We start from the raw sequence: 18,272 nt of genomic DNA on the forward strand, positions 1-18,272 counted from the left end.
AGAATGGCGTGCCATGAGATGGATCGGAATCGCGACGGGCCACGAGCTGACCGTCGAGGGGACGCGGCGGCCGGTGCTCGCCTGCCGGACGGCCGCGGGCCGCGTGCTGGCCAAGGTGCCCGCCAACGTCAGGAAGGATCCGACCGCGGTACGGCTCGCCGCCCTCTGCGACCGGCTCGGCGAGCACGCGCGGGCGGTGCACGACCGGGTCGAGTCCTGGATGGTGCGGTCGCTGCCCGTCCCGGCCGCGGTGTTCGCGGCCGTGTGGGACGATCCGGTGTGGCGCGAGACGCTCACCGACCTGGTCATCGCCCCGATCGTCGACGGCGCGCCGGACCTCGGCCGCTGCGCGCTCCTGCGCGAGGGCGCGTGGACGGGCGCGGACGCCTTCGCGATCCCGCACCCGCTGACGCTCGGCGACGAGCTGCCCCCCTGGCGGGGACGGAACCTCGCGCAGGTCGTTGAGCAGGTACGCCGCGAGGTGTGGACGCGTCCCGCGAGCATGGACCGTACGTTCGGCGTGGTCGACACCTTCGGATACATGGACGCCCGGTACGAGAGCGGCGCCGCGTTCGAGCGCCGCGTGCACGAGCTGGGCGGGCGCATCAAGGGAGACAGGGCGCGGTTCACCGTGCACGCGCCCGAGCCGCTCGGCATCGAGATCGACCTGGACTGGAGCGGGCCGATGAGCCCGGCCTCCATGGCGTGGCTGAGCTTCGCCGCGGGCGGCCGGGAGATCGGCGACATCGCCTGGTCCGAGGGCGTGCGCATTCTCATGGCTCTGTACGCGGACCGCACCGTGGACGAGACGGAGCCGGTGGTGGAGGCGGCCGAGGCGTACTCCCACTACTGCGACGCCCACCAAGGTGAGCCCGGCACCGTGGTGCCCTCCGGCATCACCGGCCCGACGCGCGACGTGCTGCTGCGCGCCGGGGCGGTGCTGCCGGGCGCGCCCGCCGGCTCCGACGAGGACATGTGCGTCGCCGTCCGCTACGAGCACTCCGTCCTGGACGAGCCGGTCGTCGAACTCGTCCGGCGCGCGGCCGTCGACGGCGACAAGGCCGAGAAGTCGCTGTACGACCTGGACCCGGTGGCGGAGACCGGCGTCGGCACCGTGCACGCGGGCCCACTCGGCTTCCTCGCGTCCGCCCTGCACCGGTACCCGGCGCACCGCGCCCGCATCCTGGCCGCGCACACCGACCTGCGGGCGGCCCGCGGCCTGGCCGCCCGCAAGCCCGGCCTCGCGCGCACCGCGCTCACCCGTACCGGCGACGACCTGGAGACGCACGCGCCCGAGCTGCTGCCGCCTTTCTACGAGGAGTGCGCGCGGATCCTGGCCGCCGCGGGCAGCGCCCGCTTCGCCGCAGCCTTCTTCGAGAAGGCCCGCGCCGCCGAGGACGCGCACGCGCTGCCGGTCGACGAGGCCGCGCTCGTCGCGGCGCACCTCGCCGCGGGACCGGACGCCGCAGGAACGGCCACGCTCAAGAAGCACGGCAAGCGGCTCGCCGCCCGCCATCCCGCCCCCGGCGCGTACCGCTGGCACCGCAGCCTGCTCACCGAGTGGTGCGAGGAAGTCCCGGACGGCGCGGACGGCGCGCTGGCACTGGCCGACGGCTGGGCGGCGCTGGCGAAGGCCGCCGGGCACGCGCTCGGCGGGCTCGAGGACGAACGCGCCGTACGGGCAGTGCTGGAGAGCGGCTGCATGGACTCGGCACCGCAGGCCCTCTGGAAGTTCGTCCTTCCATTGCTCGGCCCGATGGCACGGGCGGACGCGGGCATCGGCCGCGCGCTCCTCGGCATCCTGCCGCTGCCCGCCAAGGACATCCCCGAGGCGAAGAGCGCGGCAGTGTCGGTCCTCCTCGCCAACCTCGCGGGCGCGGGCCTGACCGCCCCGTTCACCACGTCCCCCGGGCTGGCAGGAGCGGCGGCGAAGGACTGGCTCGGCCGCTTCCTGAAGCTGTACGCGGGGCTCGCACTCCCCGTCGCCGGTCTCGGCGACCTCCTGCACGACGCCGGTACGCGGCTGCGCGCGGAGGGCCTCACCTGCGACGACCATGAGGCGGTACTCGGAGTGGACGAGGACGAGGTCAACCGCTGGGAGGAGACCGCCGCCGACCTCCCGCTCCTCGATCTCCTCCTGGACCGCGGCGTCCCGCTCGCGCGGCCCCGGCTGCTGCACACGTTCAAGCTGTACGACCGGCTCGCCTCCGGAGCGGGCACCGACCTGGCCGCCGTTGCCGCCGACCCGGACTGGGCTCCGCTGCTGCGCGACGCGATCGTGGGCAACGTGACCAACCAGCTCAACGTCACCGAGCCCGCCGTCCCGAAGCAGACCGCCCCCGAGACCGTACGGGCCCTGACCGCGACACAGGGAACGGCGCAGATTGTCGCCGCCATCCTGGCCGAGCATGCCGAGCGGGTCCCAGGTCAAGGGCTTCCGGACGCGCACGCCGCCCTGTGCGACGCCGAACGGTTCACCATCGCCGGAGTCCCCGGCTTCCTCCTGGACAGCGTCCGGACGATCGCGACAGGGACGGACCCGGCCCGCGCCCTCGCCACCACGCTGGGCGGCGGCGTCCTCGACGAACTGGAGTTGCCCGCCTTCGTCCCCGGCCACGTCAACACCATCACCGACTACCTGGAAGAGAGCGGCACCGACCTGCTCCTGATCGAGTCCGGCCGGCTCTGGGAGCACAAGTTCCGCGCCTCCGTCGTCACACCGGATGCAGTCGGCCCGTCCCACGGCTTCGGCACGTACGAGCACATCTCCAGCCGGTCCCACGAACGGACCGAGGCGCGCGACCTCTACGACCGCTGCCTGATCGCGGTGAACGGCCGGGTGACCGTACTGGACCACGGCGGCCCGCACTGCCCGCACGGCAGCGCGCACCCCGCCGCCCGCCGTGTCGTACCGGCCGACGGCGAACGGGTCGCCTTTCCCGGTGGCGCCGAGGCCACCGTGTGGCGCGGCCAGGGCCGGATCATCGAGCTGCGGGACCCGGCCGGGCGGACCATCGGCCGCTACGTCCGCGGCTGGGGCAGGGTGCCCGAGCACGACGGTGCCGAGAACATCAGCACGGTCGAGCACCACCGCTACGCATCCGGGACCCGCCTGGTCGCGCCTCCCGGCCGGTGGTCGGCGATGCGGCCGCGCGACCCCCAAGGATCCAGGGCGCTGCGCGCCGTCGACGAGAAGAAGGCGCAGGCCCTGATCGACGTCGCGGACGCCGCGCTCGGCGCCGACCTCATGCGGGTGCTGGACCCCGAGAGCGGGTACCAGGAGAAGGACGCCGCCCGCGACGAGCTGGCGGGACGGCTCCACCCGCTCCTGCCGGAGATCACCGACGAGTCGCTCTGGAAGGGCGTCACGTTCCTGGTGTGGACGGCCGTCGAATGCCGCGAGCGCACGTTCGCCCTGCTGGAACGCCTGGCGCAAGCCCCTCCGCCCCACCTGCGCCCGGCGCCCGCCTCCGCGGCCCCCACCGTCCAGTCCGAGAAGTCCCCCGAGCCGGACGATCCGGGGCCTGAGTCCGCGTACGAGAGGATCGTCCACTTCACCCGTGCCGCCGTCGATGTGCCGTACGACAAGAAGATCGCGATATTCAACGCCCCCGCCGTCAAGGGGGTCGAGAACACGCTGGGCCGCCTCGGCGCCGCCGTCCTGGAGGCCGCGTGGGGCAACGGCGGCGGGCGCCCGCAACTTCTGGAGTTGGCCGCCGTCCCCGAGCTCCTCCGTACCGACGGCACCTGGCACGTCGCCCGGCTGCGCCCGGAGTACGACCTCGGGCAGATCCGCTCGGGCAGCGGCCCCATCATGATCGCCGCCGTCGCCGACTACGAGCGGGTGGGGCACGGGTACGCCGTCACGGCGCTCCTCTACACCCCGGACGGCCCCAACCCACTCCTGTTCACCCGCAACCGCGCCGTCGAGCTGCGGACCTGCCGCGGCTGGGGCGACCAGGACCGGCTCCGGCGGGCGCTCGACCTGATCGCCGAGAACGGTCCGCCGCCCGTGGACCGGGAGGCGACCGTACGGGCGTTCGCCGAGGCCACCGGCCTGTCACCGGCCCAGTGCCTGATCCTGCTGTCCACCTCGGCCCGCACGCTCTCCTGGCCGGACGGCTGGGCGCGCGGCCGCGTCGCCGCCTTCCGCAAGGGCGACGCCGCCCGCGCCCGCGAACTCGACCTGACCGAGATCGAGCTGCGCATCGCCGCGCTCTCCCTGGAGGCGCTCACCACCACCGACGAGGCCGTCGAAGTCGTCGAGCTGCTCATGCCCGACGACCCCGCAGACCTCTGGCGTACGGGCCCCGACCTGGACCGGGCGGTCGCGTACTGGACGGAACGCCACCCGAGGCTCACCCCGCTCAGCACGGAGCAGTGGGTCACCCTCGCCTCCGGTGCCGAGGACGCCCTGGAGGCGCTGATCGCCCTGCTCGGCGAGCGTCCGTCCGTGCCGCCGCTGGGTCACATCGCCCGCGCCGTGAGGCTCCTGGCCGACCGCCTGCCCAAGGACCGCCCCGCCCGTACGACCGCCGCCGCCCGCCTGCGTGACCTGCACGAACACGTCACCAGCCCGGACACGACCCTGCCCATCGCCGCCGGTGTCACCTCGGTCGCCGCCCTGGAACGAGCCGCCGGAGCGACCGCGGCCCACCTCCCGGAGAGCAGGCTCGCCATCGGCGAAGCCCTCACCCTGGAGCCCGCCGGAGACGGCTACCGCGTCCACCTCCGCCCGTCCCGCTGGTCCGACCTGGACGCGCTGGCCCCGGCCCTCCGCCGTGGCGGCGCCACCGATGTCGCCCTGGTCATGGAGGACCTGCGCTTCCTCCGTTCGTCCGCGCCGCTGGAGGCCGCGGCCCGGCTGGAGTGACGTTCCCGGCGGTGTGCGGGGGGCGGGGGCTGCTGCGCACTGAGCAGCGCGACCAAGGTGTCATGCGGCTCCCGCGTGGCCCGTTCCCGTTCGCGCGCCACCAGCTGGGTCAGCGTGCTGATCCTGATTCATCACACTCATCTGCCTGGACATAGGGTTGGGCGGCATGGCGCTGCGACTTGTTCAGGTGAACTTCAAGGCTTGGGATGACTCGGCGCTCGGCCGGTTCTGGGCGCAGGCGCTCGGCTGGGGTGTTTCCAGCGAGGGACCCGGTGTGACCAACGTCGAACCCGTGGGCTTCGTCTGGCCGGACCCCGTCGCCGTCTGCGTCGATGTCGTCACCGTCCCGGACCCCGAAACGGTGAAGTACCGCGTGCACATCGATCTCGCCACCACCTCGGCGGCCCATCAGGAGGAGTTGGTCGCGCGCCTGAAGGAGCTCGGTGCGACGTCCGCCGATGTGGGCCAGGGCGACGTCCCGTGGACGGTCCTGGCCGACCCGGAGGGCAACGTGTTCTGCGTGCTGGAGCCCCGATCGATCTACCGGGACACCGGGCCGATCGCCCGTGTGGTGGTCGACTGCGCTGATCCGCGAGCCATGGCCCGGTTCTGGGGCGAGGCGATGGACTGGACCGTGCACGAGGTGACCGACGATCATGCGGTGCTACGTTCGGCCAAGGGCGTCGGGCCATATCTGGAGCTCCTTCGCACGCCCGGCGTGAAGACCGTGTGGAACCGTGTCCATCTCGACCTGATGCCGTACCGCGGTGACGATCAAGCGGCGGAGGTGGCCCGGCTGCGGGCTCTGGGCGCCACCGACGCCGACGTCGGCCAGGGCGATGTGTCATGGATGTGCCTCGCCGACCCGGAGGGCAACGAGTTCTGCGTCCTCACCCCGGGCTGACGCCACCGGCCGTTCGGTTGCTACTCAAGCCCCGGGACATGCCGACCGTCCAGGAGGTCGATCGCCTCGGCCGCAACCTGCTGGAGGGAACCCATGAGCCTTCGGCGCTCGTGGGCATGCTGGAGACTTGGGTTCGCCATGACTGATCGGTTTCCGAGGGGTCTGCCATAAGCCGATTTATTGGCCGCTCGTGTGCTGTGCCCCCTACTGTGTGGCGCGTGAAGTCAACGTTGATCACAGGGGGAGCGAGCGGCATCGGGTTAGCCCTCGCCAAGCGGCTGGTCGCGGACGGGCAGGCGGTCGCCGTCACCGGCCGGGACGAGGCCAGGCTCGCTGGGGTGCCCGGCGTGTTGCGCCTGCCGGGGGACGCCACCGACTACGACGCCGTACAGGACGCCGTGGCTGCGACCGTCAAGGAGTACGGCAGACTCGACCACGTCGTCGCCAACGCCGGCTTCTCCACCCACGGCCCGCTCACCGAGACCGACCCGGACCGGCTGCGCGACATGGTCCTCACCAACGTGCTCGGCCCCGCCCTGCTCGTGAAGGCCGCGTTGCCCGCGCTGCGCGAGACCCGCGGCCGGATCGTGCTGGTCGGCAGCGTCGCCGGATTCATCCACTCGCCGGGCAACATGTACTCGGTGACGAAGTGGGCGGTGACCGCGCTCGCCGAGAACACCCGCATGCTCGTGACCGGCGACGGCGTCGGCGTGACGCTGATCGCGCCCGGCCGCGTGGACACTTCGTTCTGGCCGGACGGCCGCCCCGCCGGGCCGCTGCTCACCGCGGACAACATCGCCGACGCCATCGCCTGGGCGCTGGCCCAGCCCGCGGGCGTGGACGTGAACACAGTCGTCGTGCGCCCGACCGGCCAGCCCACCTGATGTCCGCCCTCTACTCCCACTTTCTCCGGTAGCAGCATCGGAAGGCTCGCAGGGCTGAGCGACGGTGTGTTCGCCATCGCCATGACACTGCTGGTCCTGGAGTTGCACACGCCGGTGGTCGAGGCCGTGCACCACCAGAGCCCCATTCGGTGTGATGCTGCCGGCCAGCGTCACGTACGGGCACCGGGCCGGGCTGCTGAAGCCGGACGGTATCGTGCGCAGCCCTCATCCCGAGGGCCTTCCGGCTCCTGTTCGAAAGAAGCGGGCGGTGTCGTCATCGGCGGGAAAGTACGCCTCGACGGCGATCTCTTCCAGCGTGACGTCGAAGGCGGCGCCGAACGTCGTGACGGTGTTGATGAAACACAGCTCCGCTCCGCGATGGCGGATGCGGATGGGCAGCGCGATGTCGGCGGGATCGGGCGGTGCCGGATCACCTTCGGGGCCGTAGGACAGCAGTTCCTCATACAGTGCGCTCAGCTCCGCATCACCGGTGTGCGCCACCTGGCGGGCGAGCCGGGGCAGCAGGTAGGCACGGACCTGCCCGAGGTTGCACAGCCGTGATGCGAACCCACCGGGATGCAGGCCGAGCCGCATCATGTTGACCGGGGGCCGCAGCAACGACGCATCGACGTCCTCCAGGAAGACGTCGATCGCCGTGTTGGCCAGCACCAGGTTCCAGCGACGGTCTACGACCAGTGCCGGATACGGCTGGTGCCCCCGCAGGATCTGTTCCAGGACCTCTCGCGCCGAGGCCAGCTGCGGATCGTCGAGCGGCCGCTCCCGCACGACGGGCGCGTGCCCGGCCGCGACCAGCAGGCGGTTGCGTTCCCGCAACGGCACGCCCAGATGCTCGGCCAGCCGTAACACCATCGCGCTGCTGGGAATGGTCCGTCCCGTTTCCACGAAGCTGACGTGCCGGGCGGACACCTCCGCCTGGATCGCGAGATCGAGCTGGGTGAGTCCTCTGCGGTGCCGCCACTCGCGCAGCAGCTCACCGGCCGGCCGGTCCTGCATCATGCGGCGATTATGGCCCCGCCTCGTCGATCACCACGATTACATGCCATGTAATCGACAGGGCCGGGCGGCGGCTGGGACGGTCGCTGCATGAGCGAAAGCAGCAAGGCCGCGCGCAACAAGCAACTCGCCCTTCATGGCTTCACCGAGTTCGCGGCGGGCAACATCGATGTGCTCCGCACCCTCCTGCACGAGGACTTCATCGAGCACAGCCCGGGAAACCCCTCCGGGCGGGAGGCGTTCATCGCGTTCATCGCCGAGGCTCCGGTGGCTCGCGCCCGGCTCGATCTCAAGCGGGTCATCGCCGACGACGATCACGTGGTGATGCATTACCGCATGGCCACGGCCGACGACCCGCGCGGCATCGCCGTCGTCGACATCTGGCGGCTGGTCGACGGGCAGATCGTCGAGCACTGGGATGTCGTCCAGCCGGTGCCGGAAGCGGCGCAGGTTCCCCACGGGATGTTGTGAGCGGACGCCGCGCTTGGAGTCGTGACCTCTCGACGATGGTTCTCGTCCTCGGGCGTGTGCAGGGCGGCGACAGCCGGACACCACGGCCGCCCATGCCCGTCATCGAGCCGACGGTCGGCCGGAAAGCCTCGGTGAGTCCGATCGCGCCGGTGCCGATCGTGGCTCATGCCGCGCCGTGGGAATTCTGAACCTTCCCAGGAGGTCTTGAGGGGCTCAGCTGACAAGGAGGTTGCGGGCTCGCAGGTCCGAGATGAGGGTGGGCGACAGCGCGGGACAATCCTGCACGATGACCTCCTTGAGGGAGGGCAGGTCGACGAGGGTTCCCAGGTCGGTCAGCGCGGGGCAGCCGTAGAGGTCCAGCGTGCGCAGGGCAGGCAGGTTCATGGGTTCGCCGAGGGTGCGCAGGTCGGTGAAAACCACATCGAGGCGCTCCAACTGCCAGAGTCCGGAGAACGGTGTGAGGTCGCTGAGCTGGTTCAGGCCTTGAAGGGTCAGTTCACGCAGGGCGGGCATGTGGGCGAGGGCGGAGAAGTCTCGCAGGTCGTCCGCGTAGCACAGCTCGACCTCCGTGATCGAGGGGTGCCCCTCGAGCCCGTCGAGTGAGGCGAGCTTCTGGAATTTGTCGATGGCGACTTTGCTCAGGGCGGGCAGGCGCGAGAGCGGGCGCAGGTCAGGGAGCGGCGCGCTCGGCAGGCCGAGGCTCGTGAGGTGGGGATGGTGACCGAGGCCGTCCAGGCTCTTCAGGTTGGTGCACCCGCTGAGCCACAGCCTGCGCAGGGCGGGCATGGCGGCGATGCCGTCGAGGCTGGTCAGGCGGGGACAGTGCATGGCCAGCTCGGTCAGGGAGCCGAGGTCGCGCAGTCCGGCGATGGTTCGGATCTTGGTGCGGGACAGCTCCAGTTCGGTCAGGCGGCGTAGTCCGGACAGAGGCTGCACGTCCTCGACGAACCGGCAGTTGTCGAGACTGAGGTATTCCAACTCCGGGAAGGCGTCGCCGACTCCTTCGACGCTTTTCACGCCGCTGCTGCGCAGATCGAGTCGGCGCAGGCCGGACAGGCCGAGCAGAGGGGAGAGGTCGGATACCCCGCGGCAGCTCGTGAGGCTGAGGTTCTTCAGCGCGGTGAGTCCGGCCAGCGGTGTGAGGTCGGTGATGGCCGCGCAGCCGTCCAGGTCGAGGTCGGTCAGTCCGGTGAGCGCGGCGAGTTCGGAAAGGTCGGCCAGGTTCTTGCAGTGGTCCAGGTGCAGGGACCGCAGCATGGTCAGGTGGCGCAGGCCGGTGATGGAGTCGCGCTTGCGCAGCTGTAATGCGGTACGGCCTTCGGCGGCGAGGGCGGGGGCGAGGATGCGCTCGGCGAAGCCGTCCGGGGACGGCGCCTGGAACCAGAGTGCGAGCAGCATGTCCATGGACGGTTCGGCGATCTCGGCGAACTCGACGGCCAGCGCGAGGGCCTCGTCCCGGCCGTCGAGCACGAGCGTGCGGACGGCTTTCCACGCGCGGGTGGGGGAGGCGGAGGCCAGCAGGCGACGTTGGGCGGTCAGGTCTGGGGGTTCCGGCTTGATCGTCATGCCACGACACCATACGGCGGGGCACCGACGTCCGATCAAGAAAGTGATCACAACAGCGGGGCGGGGTGGCGTCAAGAAACGCGCCAGCCGCCAAGGTGGGTCTGCGCTGGGCTTTCGGAGGGACGGAACCGGCTGGTCATCCGGGCCGACGTCTTCCGGCAGGCACTCGCCTGATCAGGGTCTTGAGCGCGGGCCGCCGGCCTGACCTCCTGTTCCTACGACGAGCAGAGCGAAGGATTCTGAGAGCACCACCCGACTCAAGGGCCTCCTATGATCGGTAGATGCCCCTCGGTCATATCGGCATGAACGTCAGCGATCTCGTCCGCGCCAAGGCGTACTACGACGAGTTCCTGCCCCAGGTCGGCTTCGAGAGCTTCTTCGCCGCCGCCGACGAGTTCTCCTACCGCCCGGCGGACGGCAAGGCGGGCACCTATCTGTTCTTCTACCCCGCAGCGGAGGACGGCGGTTATTCACGTCACCGTCCCGGCCTGCAGCATCTGGCCTTCATGGTGAAGACACGCCAGGAGGTGGACCGCCTACACGAGTGGGCGGCTGCCCAGGGCGCGACCGTACTGCATGCGCCTCAGGAGTTCCCGCAGTACGGCCCCGCCTACTACGCCACGTTCTGGGAGGACCCCGACGGCGTCATGCTGGAAGTGGTCTGCCACCGGTAGCCCTGTGCTCAGGATCGTGAGGCTGTCACCTGCGGGCCCTCCGCTCGGGTCGGTGCGATGAGCCCCGACCTCCGATCACAAGTTGATCATTCGCCTCGGTAGTGGTGGGGCGTCGGGGTGGAATGGCTGTTATCCGGCGATCTTCTGCGCCCTCTGCCCGTCCGCCCGGACAGCGGCCGCCCTGGTCGATGTGATGGTGGGCGCTCCCCGGCCGCGCTGCTGATCGGTCCGGCGGCCCGGGGCCGCCACGGCGCGCACGCACTGCTGAGCGGCCCGGCCGTACCGGGCGACCGGTTCCCGCGAGCCAGGCCGCTAATTCGTATTAGCTTATTGACACGCACAACCCCGTTGAGTGACCGTGAGCGCCATGCTCAATCGCCGAACCCTCCTGACCGGCGCCGGGGCGGCCGCCTTGTTCGCCGCCCTGCCGACCGGCCGCGCCGAGGCCCTCGCGCTCGCGACGCTGCCTCCCGGAGCCCCCGACCGCCGCCTCTTCGCACCCGCCGAGCAGCGCTTCGCGACCTACCTGACCACCCTCGCCCCGATGGTCCACGACATGGACGCCTCCGGATTCCTCGCCGGCGGCTGGTGGCGCAACCCGGCAGCGCCGTACAACGCCCGCGTGCAGGAGCACGTCTACACGCTGGTCTGGTTCCTCACCCAGCAGCGGGCCTGGAACCCGTACTCGGGAGAACCGGCGCTGCAGACCGCCCTCGACGCGGGACTCGGCCACTACCTGAGCCTGCAGCACGCCGACGGCTCGTTCCCCGAGTACTCCAGGGGCGAGCACGGCCTCGCACCCACCGGCTTCGCGCTGGGGTATCTCAGCAAGACCCTCGCCCTGCTGCGCCGAGCCGACATCCTGCCCAGCCGCCAGGCCCAGTTGAGCGCGGCCCTCAACAAGGCGGCTTCCTGGCTGCTCGACGGGGCGAACCAGTCAGCCTGGCAGAGCAGGTTGACCTTCGCCAACCAGACCATGGCCGGACTCGCGGGTGCGGCCCTGACCCTGCGACTGGACCCTGATCCGGCGCTGCAGCGGCAGCTCGCCGACGCCTTCGCCCGCATGGCCCAGACCGGCCAGAGCCCTGCCGGCTTCTTCTACGAGAAGTCGGGGCCGGACCAGAACTACAACTTCGAGGTCATGCTCCCGGAGATGGCCGATGCCTGGCGCCAGTCGGGCGATCCGCACATGGTGCAGATGGCCGCCAGGTACGCCGAGTGGCTCGGCTACAACCTGCTTCGCGAGCCCGACGGGTCCGGCTGGCTGACCAACATCGCGTCGTCCTCGCGGACCAGTTCCCGCTTCTACGACGATGTCCGGCCCGACCCGGAGCGGACCGCGCTCGCCAACCAGTTCGTGCCGGAGGTGCCCGCGCTGGCCGCTTTCCTGTCCGCCCGGGAGGATCTGACCGCCGCCCGCGCCGCCTGGGCCGCGGATCCCTCACCGGTTCCCTTGCTGGCCAAGCAGGACACCTCGCCGCGCATCCTCACGCACGCCATCTACGGCGAGCGCTACCCGCTTCGCGCGGGCAAGGACGCGGCCATCGCCGGCCTGCCGTACCTTCGCTCCCATCGGTTCGAGGAGATCCGCAGCGACGACGGGCAGGAGTTCTTCTTCATCCGGCGACCCAACCTGTACCTGGGCGGCTATTTCGGCACCAGGCGGGCCTCCACTCTCTCCCGCACCGGGCTGAGCTTCCTGTGGCATCCGGTCGCCGGGACGCTCATCCAGTCACTGAACGACAACAACCACGCCTGCTGGGCGACGGTCTTCCCCGGCCAGCGGCCGGACGCCAACGGCCCCATGCCCGTGGAGTTCCTGGGCGGCAACCCCTACAGGCTGCGCTTCCACACGCCGGACTCCTCGGTGGTCACCGACGTCCGGATCACCGGCGGCCAGATCCGCCGCTCGGTCCAGGCGGTCTCGGCGGCCACCGAACAGATACCGATCGTCGTGCACCCCACCGATCGGGTCACGTTCACCGACGGTACGGCCGCGCCGTACGGCGGCTCGGTGACCGCGACCGCGGACGGGCTCGAGCTGCGCCGTGCCGGGGGAGTGGTCCGCTTCAGCTGGGGTACGGCACGGCCGGCCACCTTCGCCGTCACCTCGGTGTCCTACCTCAGGGACGGAGAGCGGCGCCTGCACGTGCTTCGGGTGCCGCACGACGGCGCCATCGAGGTCACGATCACGTTCGACTTCTGAGCATGTGCTAATTCGTATTACTCCCGCACCGCCTATTGACGGTGACGAAACGCATGCTTAACACTCTCTTCCACCGCTAATGCGCATTACCTCAGGGAAGGTGAGATGGGACGCATCACGCAGCGCGACATCGCCCGGCTCGCCGGCGTCAGCCAGACCACGGTCTCGCTGGTGCTGAACAACCGTCCAGGAGCCGAGACGAGGATCCCCGCGGAGACCAGGGATCGGGTGCTGCGCGTCATCAGGGAGACGGGTTACGTGGCCGATCCGCTGGCGCGGCGGCTGGCGGCAGGCAGAAACCGGATCCTCGGCGTTTTCACCTACGAGCCGGTCTTCCCGAGTGCGACGGGGGACTTCTACCACCCGTTCCTCGTCGGCATCGAGGAGTCCGCCGAGCAGGTGGGTTGCGATCTGCTGTTGCTGACCAGCGCCCCGCTGGTGGACGGCCGCAAGCGCATCTATCACCAGGACCACCGCCTGCGCCTGGCCGACGGCTGCGTCCTGCTGGGCCGGGAGCTCGACCGCGAGGAGCTGGCCCGGCTGGTCGCCGAGGGCTATCCCTTCGTCTCAGTGGGCCGCCGCGATGACGCCGGGGGCCCGATCTCCTACGTCGGCGCCGACTACGGCAGCGCGGTGCGTGAGCTGGTGGAGCAGGCCCGCAGCCTAGGTCACGAAAAATTCGCGTATGTCGGGCACGGCGCCGGCCCCGAGTCGTTCGCCGACCGCCATCGCGGATTCAGGGAGGGGACGGCGGGGCTGCAGGCCGTCACCCTTCCCCCGGCCGATGCCGAAGGCGTGCTGCTCACCGGCGCCACCGCGATCTTCGTGGAGGAGTACGCCGACGGCGCGGTCATCCTCCAGGCAGCCAAGAGGCGCGGCCTGGCCGTACCGGGAGACCTGTCGATCGTCACGCTCGGCGATCCCACCAGGCCCGCTCCGACCGATATCGACTTCACCGGCTTCCGCATCCCCCGTGCAGAGATGGGGCAGCAGGCGGTGGAAGTCCTCACCGAACTCATCGAGGGCAGCGGCCCGGTCCAGCGGCTGCTCCCGTGCGAACTCGTCAAGGGCTCGACCCTGGGAAGGAATGACGTTGCGTGAGCTGAGCACCGAGGTGCTGGTCGTCGGAGGCGGCCTCGGGGGAGTGGCAGCGGCGCTCGCGGCGCTCAGAGCCGGAAGACAAGTGGTTCTGACCGAAGAGTACGACTGGCTGGGCGGGCAGCTGACCAGCCAGGGGGTGCCGCCGGACGAGCACACCTGGGTCGAGCAGTTCGGCGTCACGGCGAGCTACCGCGCGCTGCGCAACGGCATCCGCGACTACTACCGCCGGCACCTCCCCCTCACCGAGGCCGCGCGGGGATGGCGCGAGCTCAACCCCGGGGCCGGCTGGGTGAGCCCGATCTGCCACGAGCCCCGGGTGGCGCTGGCGGTCATCGAGTCCATGCTGGCTCCCTATCGCGGGAGCGGGCGGCTGTCCGTGCTGCAGCCGTACAAGCCGGTGGCCGCCGAAACCGACGGGGACCGTGTTCTTTCGGTACGGCTGCGCCACGGCTCGGACGAGGTCGTGGTCACCGCGCCCTACATCCTGGACGCCACCGAGACGGGTGAGCTGCTGCCGCTCACCGGCACGGAGTACGTCACCGGCTTCGAGTCGCAGACCGACACCGGCGAGCCGAGCGCTCCCGCCGAGGCGCAACCGCTCAACATGCAGGCGGTCTCGGTCTGCTTCGCGATCGACCACGTCGACGGCGACCACACCATCGACAAGCCGGCGTCGTACGACTTCTGGCGCGACTTCGAGCTGCCTTTCTGGGGCGGCAAGCTGCTGGGCTGGCGCAGCCCGAACCCGCGCACGCTGGAGATCGGCGAGCGCAGCTTCACTCCCAACCCGGACGACGACCCGCTGCTGGTCCGCGCCGACCAGCGGCGCAACCCCGGCGACGGCAACCTGTGGACCTTCCGCCGGATCGCCGCCCGCCGCCTGTTCACTCCGGGCGCCTACGCCAGCGACATCTGCCTCGTCAACTGGCCGATGATCGACTACGTGCTCGGCCCTGCCTTCGACGTGCCCGACGCCGCCGAGCACGTGGCCGCCGCGCGCGAGCTGTCCCGGTCGGTCCTGTACTGGCTGCAGACCGAGGCCCCGCGGCCCGACGGCGGCACCGGCTGGCCGGGACTCAGGCTCCGCGGTGACGTGACCGGCTCGGCCGACGGCCTGGCCCAGGCGCCCTACATCCGCGAGTCACGCCGCATCCTGGCTGAGCACACCGTCATCGAGCAGGACGTGGTCAAGGGGGCCCGCTACGGCGATTCGGTCGGCATCGGCATGTACCGCATCGACCTGCACCCCTCGACCGGCGGTGACAACTACATCGACGTGCCGAGCGCTCCTTTCGAGATCCCGCTGGGCGCGCTCATCCCGCGGCGCGTGGACAACCTCCTGCCCGCCGGCAAGAACCTCGGCACCACGCACATCACCAACGGCTGCTACCGGCTGCACCCCGTCGAGTGGAACATCGGCGAGGCCGCGGGCGCGCTGGCCGCCTTCTGTCTGGACCGGTCGGTGCTCCCGCGCGCCGTCCGGAACGATCCAGACCTTCTGGCTTGCTTCCAGGATCGTCTGGAAGCGCAGGGAATCGAGCTCCGCTGGCCGGAGATCTCCGGATATTAACCCCCCTAGGAGTAGCGACATGCGCATCAAGGTGACCGCGCTCGGGCTGGCGGGTGCGCTGGCCCTCGCGGCCTGCGGAACTTCCGCGGAGCCACAGGACGGCCCCGTCTCGCTGCGAATGACGATCTGGACCGGCAACGAGGCCCACCTCAAGCTGTTCAACGACATCGCGACCGAGTACAAGAAGACCCATCCGAACGTCTCGGTGAAGTACGACACCCTTCCGGTGGAGACCTACACGACCACGCTGACCACCCAGATCGCCGGCGGGAACGCGCCGGACCTGGCGTGGGTCTTCGAGAGTTCGGCCCCCGACTTCGTCAGCTCCGGCGCGCTGGCCCCCCTGGACAACCTGGTCAAGCCCGAGGAGTTCGCGCCCAGCACCACCAGGCTGTGGCAGAAGGACGGCACGCTTCACGCCTATCCCTTCTCCACCTCGCCTTTCGGCGTCTTCGTCAACGCCGACCTGCTCAAACAGGCCGGGCAGAGCGTGCCGGCGAAGGGGTGGACGTGGGAGGAGGCCGTCAAGATCGCGTCAGCCGTACAGGAGAAGACCGGCAAGGCCGGCCTGGTCGTGCGCGACTTCGACTACAAGGGCTGGGACAACCTGGCCTCCGTCTGGGGCGGTTGGGGAGCCGAGGCCTGGAGCGAGGACGGCAGGGCCTGCGGCTTCAACAAGCCCGAGATGATCGACGCGATGCGCTTCCTGCACAAGGCGATCTTCACCGACAAGGCCATGCCTGCCCCCGGCACCACCGCCGACTTCTTCGCCGGTGAGGCCGGCATGACGATCACCCAGATCTCCCGCGCCTCGCTGCTCAAGGACGGCGCCTTCGGCTGGGACCTGGTGACGCTGCCCACCGGCCCGAAGGGCCAGTACAGCGTGATCGGCCAAGCGGGCGTCGGAGTGATCAAGAAGTCCAAGAACGCCCAGGCCGCCGCGGACTTCCTGTCCTTCTTCACCAACCCCGACAACTCCGCCAAGCTCGCCCAGTTCTTCCCGCCGCCCCGGCAGCCGCTGCTGACCGCCGACTCGCTGGCCAAGAGCAACCCCCTGCTCAAGCCGGAGCAGCTCCAGGAGGTCGTGGTCGACGGCATCGCCGCCGGTCGCGTCAAGCCCAGCCACGCCGGGCAGGCGGAGCTCAGCCAGGCCGTGCGCGCAGGGCTGGACCAGCTGTGGCAGCCGAACGCCGACGTCGCGACGGTGATGAACGGCGTCTGCACCGCCATCCAGCCGATGCTGGCCAAGTGATGGCGCTGTCTCTGGCTCGCAGGGTGCAGACCACCAGCCGTGCGGGCTGGTGGACCACCCGGCGGCGCGACCACCTGCTCGGGTACCTCTTCATCGGGCCGCAGCTGGTGGGCAGCCTGCTCTTCGTCTTCCTGCCGCTGGCGCTGGTCTTCTCCTACAGCCTCAACGAGTGGAACGTCCTGGCCGACACCTTCAGCTTCGTCGGCGCCGACAACTACCAGCGGCTGCTGAGCGACCCCAACGTGCCGTCGGTGCTGACGGCCACGGGGCTCTTCTCCGTGGGGCTGGTCGTCTTCAACCTGTCACTGGCGCTGCTGCTGGCCGTCCTGCTGAACCAGCGGCTGCGCGGCACCACGGTGTTCAGGACGTTGTTCTTCTCCCCGGTGGTCGTCTCGCTCGTGGCGTGGACGATCGTGTGGGGGTTCCTCCTGCAGAAGAACGGCGGGATCAACGCGATCCTGCAGGTCGTCGGCATCGAGGGGCCCAACTGGTTGCGCACCGGCTCGTGGGCGATGGTCTCGGTGATCGTGGTCCAGGTCTTCAAGAACGTCGGGCTCAACATGGTGCTCTTCCTGGCGGCGCTGCAGGGCGTGCCGAAGGAACTGTTCGAGGCGGCCCGGCTGGACGGCGCTTCGGCATGGACCCGGTTCCGGCGGATCACACTGCCGATGATCAGCCCGACCGTGCTGCTCACCTCGATCATCACGGTGGCCGGGTCATTGCAGGTGTTCGCCCAGATCGCGGTGCTCACCCAGGGCGGTCCAGGCACCTCGACCACCGTGCTCGTCTACTACCTGTACCAGCAGGCCTTCCAGTTCCACCACTTCGGCTACGGGGCCACACTGTCGGTGCTGCTGTTCGTGATCGTGCTCGCCCTCACCCTGCTGCAGTGGCGCATGCGCAGGAGGTGGGTGTTCCATGAGGCGTAAGACGCTGCTGTACGGCCTGCTGTGCGTGCTCTGCGTGCCGTTCGTCTTCCCGACCTGGTGGATGGCCACCTCCTCGCTGAAGCCGGTGAGCGAGATCTTCGCCTTCCCGCCCTCGCCGTGGCCCGAGCGGCCGACTCTGGAGGCCTACCGACAGGTCTTCGAGTTGCAGCCGTTCGCGCAGCAGTACTGGAACAGCCTCTACATCGCCGCCGTCGTCACCGTCGGCACGCTGGCGGTCTCCGCGCTGGCCGGCTACGCCTTCGCGCGGATCCGCTTCCGCGGCTCGAACGTGCTGTTCGTGATCGTGCTGACCGGCCTGCTGATCCCGAGCGAGGTCACGATCGTGCCGCTGTTCCAGCTCTTCCACGGCTGGGGGCTGACCGACACGCACTGGCCGCTCATCCTGGTGCCGGTACTGGGCGCGCCGAGCGTGCTCGCCACCTTCATCATGCGGCAGTTCTTCCTCGTGCTGCCCCACGAGCTCGAAGAGGCCGCGGCCGTCGACGGCCTGGGGCGGTTCGCCACGTTCCGGCGCATCGGCCTCCCGCTGGCCCGCCCCGCCCTCGGGGCCGTGGCCATCTTCACCTTCCTGCACAGCTGGAACCTCTACCTGGAACCGATCGTGTTCCTCTCCAGCCCGGAGAAGTTCACCTTGCCCCAGGCGCTGACGCAGTTCGTCGACGCCTACGGCGGTCCCATGTGGAACGTCCAGCTCGCGGCGGCCTCCATGACGGCGCTGCCGGTGCTGGTGGTCTTCGTCCTGGCCCAGAAGCAGTTCGTCGAGGGCCTGGCCCACACCGGCCTGAAGGGGTGAAGGACGCCGGCCGA

At 70.3% G+C, this 18,272-nt stretch carries 13 protein-coding genes and 1 pseudogene; 12 read left to right on the forward strand and 2 right to left on the reverse strand.

Annotated elements, in window-relative coordinates:
- The first annotated feature begins 13 nt into the window (after positions 1–13).
- The 4 genes and pseudogenes from AC3EO4_RS39905 to AC3EO4_RS39920 all read left to right on the forward strand — a co-directional run.
- Entirely contained in the window at positions 14–4,873 is a 4,860-nt protein-coding gene (locus tag AC3EO4_RS39905; RefSeq protein WP_431900611.1) for a DUF4132 domain-containing protein, read from the forward strand.
- 166 nt (positions 4,874–5,039) lie between these two features.
- Positions 5,040–5,777 carry a VOC family protein gene (locus AC3EO4_RS39910; protein ID WP_431900613.1) on the forward strand — a complete coding sequence of 246 codons (738 nt, stop codon included), beginning with the start codon at positions 5,040–5,042 and terminating at the stop codon, positions 5,775–5,777.
- Positions 5,778–5,995: 218 nt separating this feature from the next.
- Entirely contained in the window at positions 5,996–6,661 is a 666-nt protein-coding gene (locus tag AC3EO4_RS39915) for an SDR family oxidoreductase (protein ID WP_431900614.1), read from the forward strand.
- Between the two features lie 54 nt (positions 6,662–6,715).
- A pseudogene (locus tag AC3EO4_RS39920) lies at positions 6,716–6,772 on the forward strand (TMEM175 family protein); the annotation flags it as partial.
- 114 nt (positions 6,773–6,886) lie between these two features.
- Here AC3EO4_RS39920 and AC3EO4_RS39925 read toward each other — a convergent pair.
- Complete coding sequence (locus AC3EO4_RS39925) at positions 6,887–7,678, reverse strand: helix-turn-helix domain-containing protein (RefSeq protein WP_431900617.1); 792 nt, start codon at positions 7,676–7,678, stop codon at positions 6,887–6,889.
- Positions 7,679–7,765: 87 nt separating this feature from the next.
- On the opposite strand from AC3EO4_RS39925, the gene AC3EO4_RS39930 reads away from it, so the two are divergent.
- The gene (locus AC3EO4_RS39930) at positions 7,766–8,146 is read left to right on the forward strand and encodes a nuclear transport factor 2 family protein (RefSeq protein ID WP_379580677.1); all 381 of its coding nucleotides are present in this window, start codon (positions 7,766–7,768) and stop codon (positions 8,144–8,146) included.
- Positions 8,147–8,359: 213 nt separating this feature from the next.
- Here the strand turns inward: AC3EO4_RS39930 and AC3EO4_RS39935 are convergent, their stop codons facing one another.
- Positions 8,360–9,712 (reverse strand): leucine-rich repeat domain-containing protein, encoded by a 1,353-nt coding sequence (locus AC3EO4_RS39935; RefSeq protein ID WP_431900620.1) that lies wholly within the window; start codon positions 9,710–9,712, stop codon positions 8,360–8,362.
- Positions 9,713–9,993: 281 nt separating this feature from the next.
- Here AC3EO4_RS39935 and AC3EO4_RS39940 point away from each other — a divergent pair, with 281 nt between their 5' ends.
- The 7 genes from AC3EO4_RS39940 (at position 9,994) to AC3EO4_RS39970 (ending at position 18,258) form a co-directional block, all read left to right on the forward strand.
- On the forward strand, positions 9,994–10,386 hold the full coding sequence (locus AC3EO4_RS39940) for a VOC family protein (protein ID WP_379580679.1): 393 nt from the start codon (positions 9,994–9,996) through the stop codon (positions 10,384–10,386).
- A 367-nt stretch (positions 10,387–10,753) separates the two neighbouring features.
- The gene (locus AC3EO4_RS39945; protein ID WP_431900624.1) at positions 10,754–12,592 is read left to right on the forward strand and encodes a hypothetical protein; all 1,839 of its coding nucleotides are present in this window, start codon (positions 10,754–10,756) and stop codon (positions 12,590–12,592) included.
- A gap of 105 nt (positions 12,593–12,697) precedes the next feature.
- On the forward strand, positions 12,698–13,693 hold the full coding sequence (locus AC3EO4_RS39950) for a LacI family DNA-binding transcriptional regulator (RefSeq protein WP_431900626.1): 996 nt from the start codon (positions 12,698–12,700) through the stop codon (positions 13,691–13,693).
- The gene (locus AC3EO4_RS39955) at positions 13,680–15,263 is read left to right on the forward strand and encodes an FAD-dependent oxidoreductase (protein WP_431900628.1); all 1,584 of its coding nucleotides are present in this window, start codon (positions 13,680–13,682) and stop codon (positions 15,261–15,263) included. The genes AC3EO4_RS39950 and AC3EO4_RS39955 overlap by 14 nt, the downstream gene beginning before the upstream one ends.
- A gap of 19 nt (positions 15,264–15,282) precedes the next feature.
- Entirely contained in the window at positions 15,283–16,515 is a 1,233-nt protein-coding gene (locus AC3EO4_RS39960; protein WP_379580683.1) for an ABC transporter substrate-binding protein, read from the forward strand.
- The gene (locus AC3EO4_RS39965; protein ID WP_379580789.1) at positions 16,515–17,444 is read left to right on the forward strand and encodes a carbohydrate ABC transporter permease; all 930 of its coding nucleotides are present in this window, start codon (positions 16,515–16,517) and stop codon (positions 17,442–17,444) included. The genes AC3EO4_RS39960 and AC3EO4_RS39965 overlap by 1 nt, the downstream gene beginning before the upstream one ends.
- Positions 17,434–18,258: a carbohydrate ABC transporter permease gene (locus tag AC3EO4_RS39970; RefSeq protein ID WP_431900631.1), complete on the forward strand. Its 825-nt coding sequence runs from the start codon at positions 17,434–17,436 to the stop codon at positions 18,256–18,258. The genes AC3EO4_RS39965 and AC3EO4_RS39970 overlap by 11 nt, the downstream gene beginning before the upstream one ends.
- The last annotated feature ends 14 nt before the right edge of the window (positions 18,259–18,272 follow it).

The organism is Nonomuraea sp. bgisy101 (assembly GCF_057708945.1).

What these genes read in the sequence shown, in the direction of transcription:
- AC3EO4_RS39905 (WP_431900611.1), top strand. Translation starts at nt 14, where the DNA reads ATGAGATGGATCGGAATCGCGACGGGCCACGAGCTGACCGTCGAGGGG.
- AC3EO4_RS39910 (WP_431900613.1), top strand. Translation starts at nt 5,040, where the DNA reads ATGGCGCTGCGACTTGTTCAGGTGAACTTCAAGGCTTGGGATGACTCG.
- AC3EO4_RS39925 (WP_431900617.1), bottom strand. Translation starts at nt 7,678, where the DNA reads ATGATGCAGGACCGGCCGGCCGGTGAGCTGCTGCGCGAGTGGCGGCAC.
- AC3EO4_RS39930 (WP_379580677.1), top strand. Translation starts at nt 7,766, where the DNA reads ATGAGCGAAAGCAGCAAGGCCGCGCGCAACAAGCAACTCGCCCTTCAT.
- AC3EO4_RS39935 (WP_431900620.1), bottom strand. Translation starts at nt 9,712, where the DNA reads ATGACGATCAAGCCGGAACCCCCAGACCTGACCGCCCAACGTCGCCTG.
- AC3EO4_RS39940 (WP_379580679.1), top strand. Translation starts at nt 9,994, where the DNA reads ATGCCCCTCGGTCATATCGGCATGAACGTCAGCGATCTCGTCCGCGCC.
- AC3EO4_RS39945 (WP_431900624.1), top strand. Translation starts at nt 10,754, where the DNA reads ATGCTCAATCGCCGAACCCTCCTGACCGGCGCCGGGGCGGCCGCCTTG.
- AC3EO4_RS39950 (WP_431900626.1), top strand. Translation starts at nt 12,698, where the DNA reads ATGGGACGCATCACGCAGCGCGACATCGCCCGGCTCGCCGGCGTCAGC.
- AC3EO4_RS39955 (WP_431900628.1), top strand. Translation starts at nt 13,680, where the DNA reads ATGACGTTGCGTGAGCTGAGCACCGAGGTGCTGGTCGTCGGAGGCGGC.
- AC3EO4_RS39960 (WP_379580683.1), top strand. Translation starts at nt 15,283, where the DNA reads ATGCGCATCAAGGTGACCGCGCTCGGGCTGGCGGGTGCGCTGGCCCTC.
- AC3EO4_RS39965 (WP_379580789.1), top strand. Translation starts at nt 16,515, where the DNA reads ATGGCGCTGTCTCTGGCTCGCAGGGTGCAGACCACCAGCCGTGCGGGC.
- AC3EO4_RS39970 (WP_431900631.1), top strand. Translation starts at nt 17,434, where the DNA reads ATGAGGCGTAAGACGCTGCTGTACGGCCTGCTGTGCGTGCTCTGCGTG.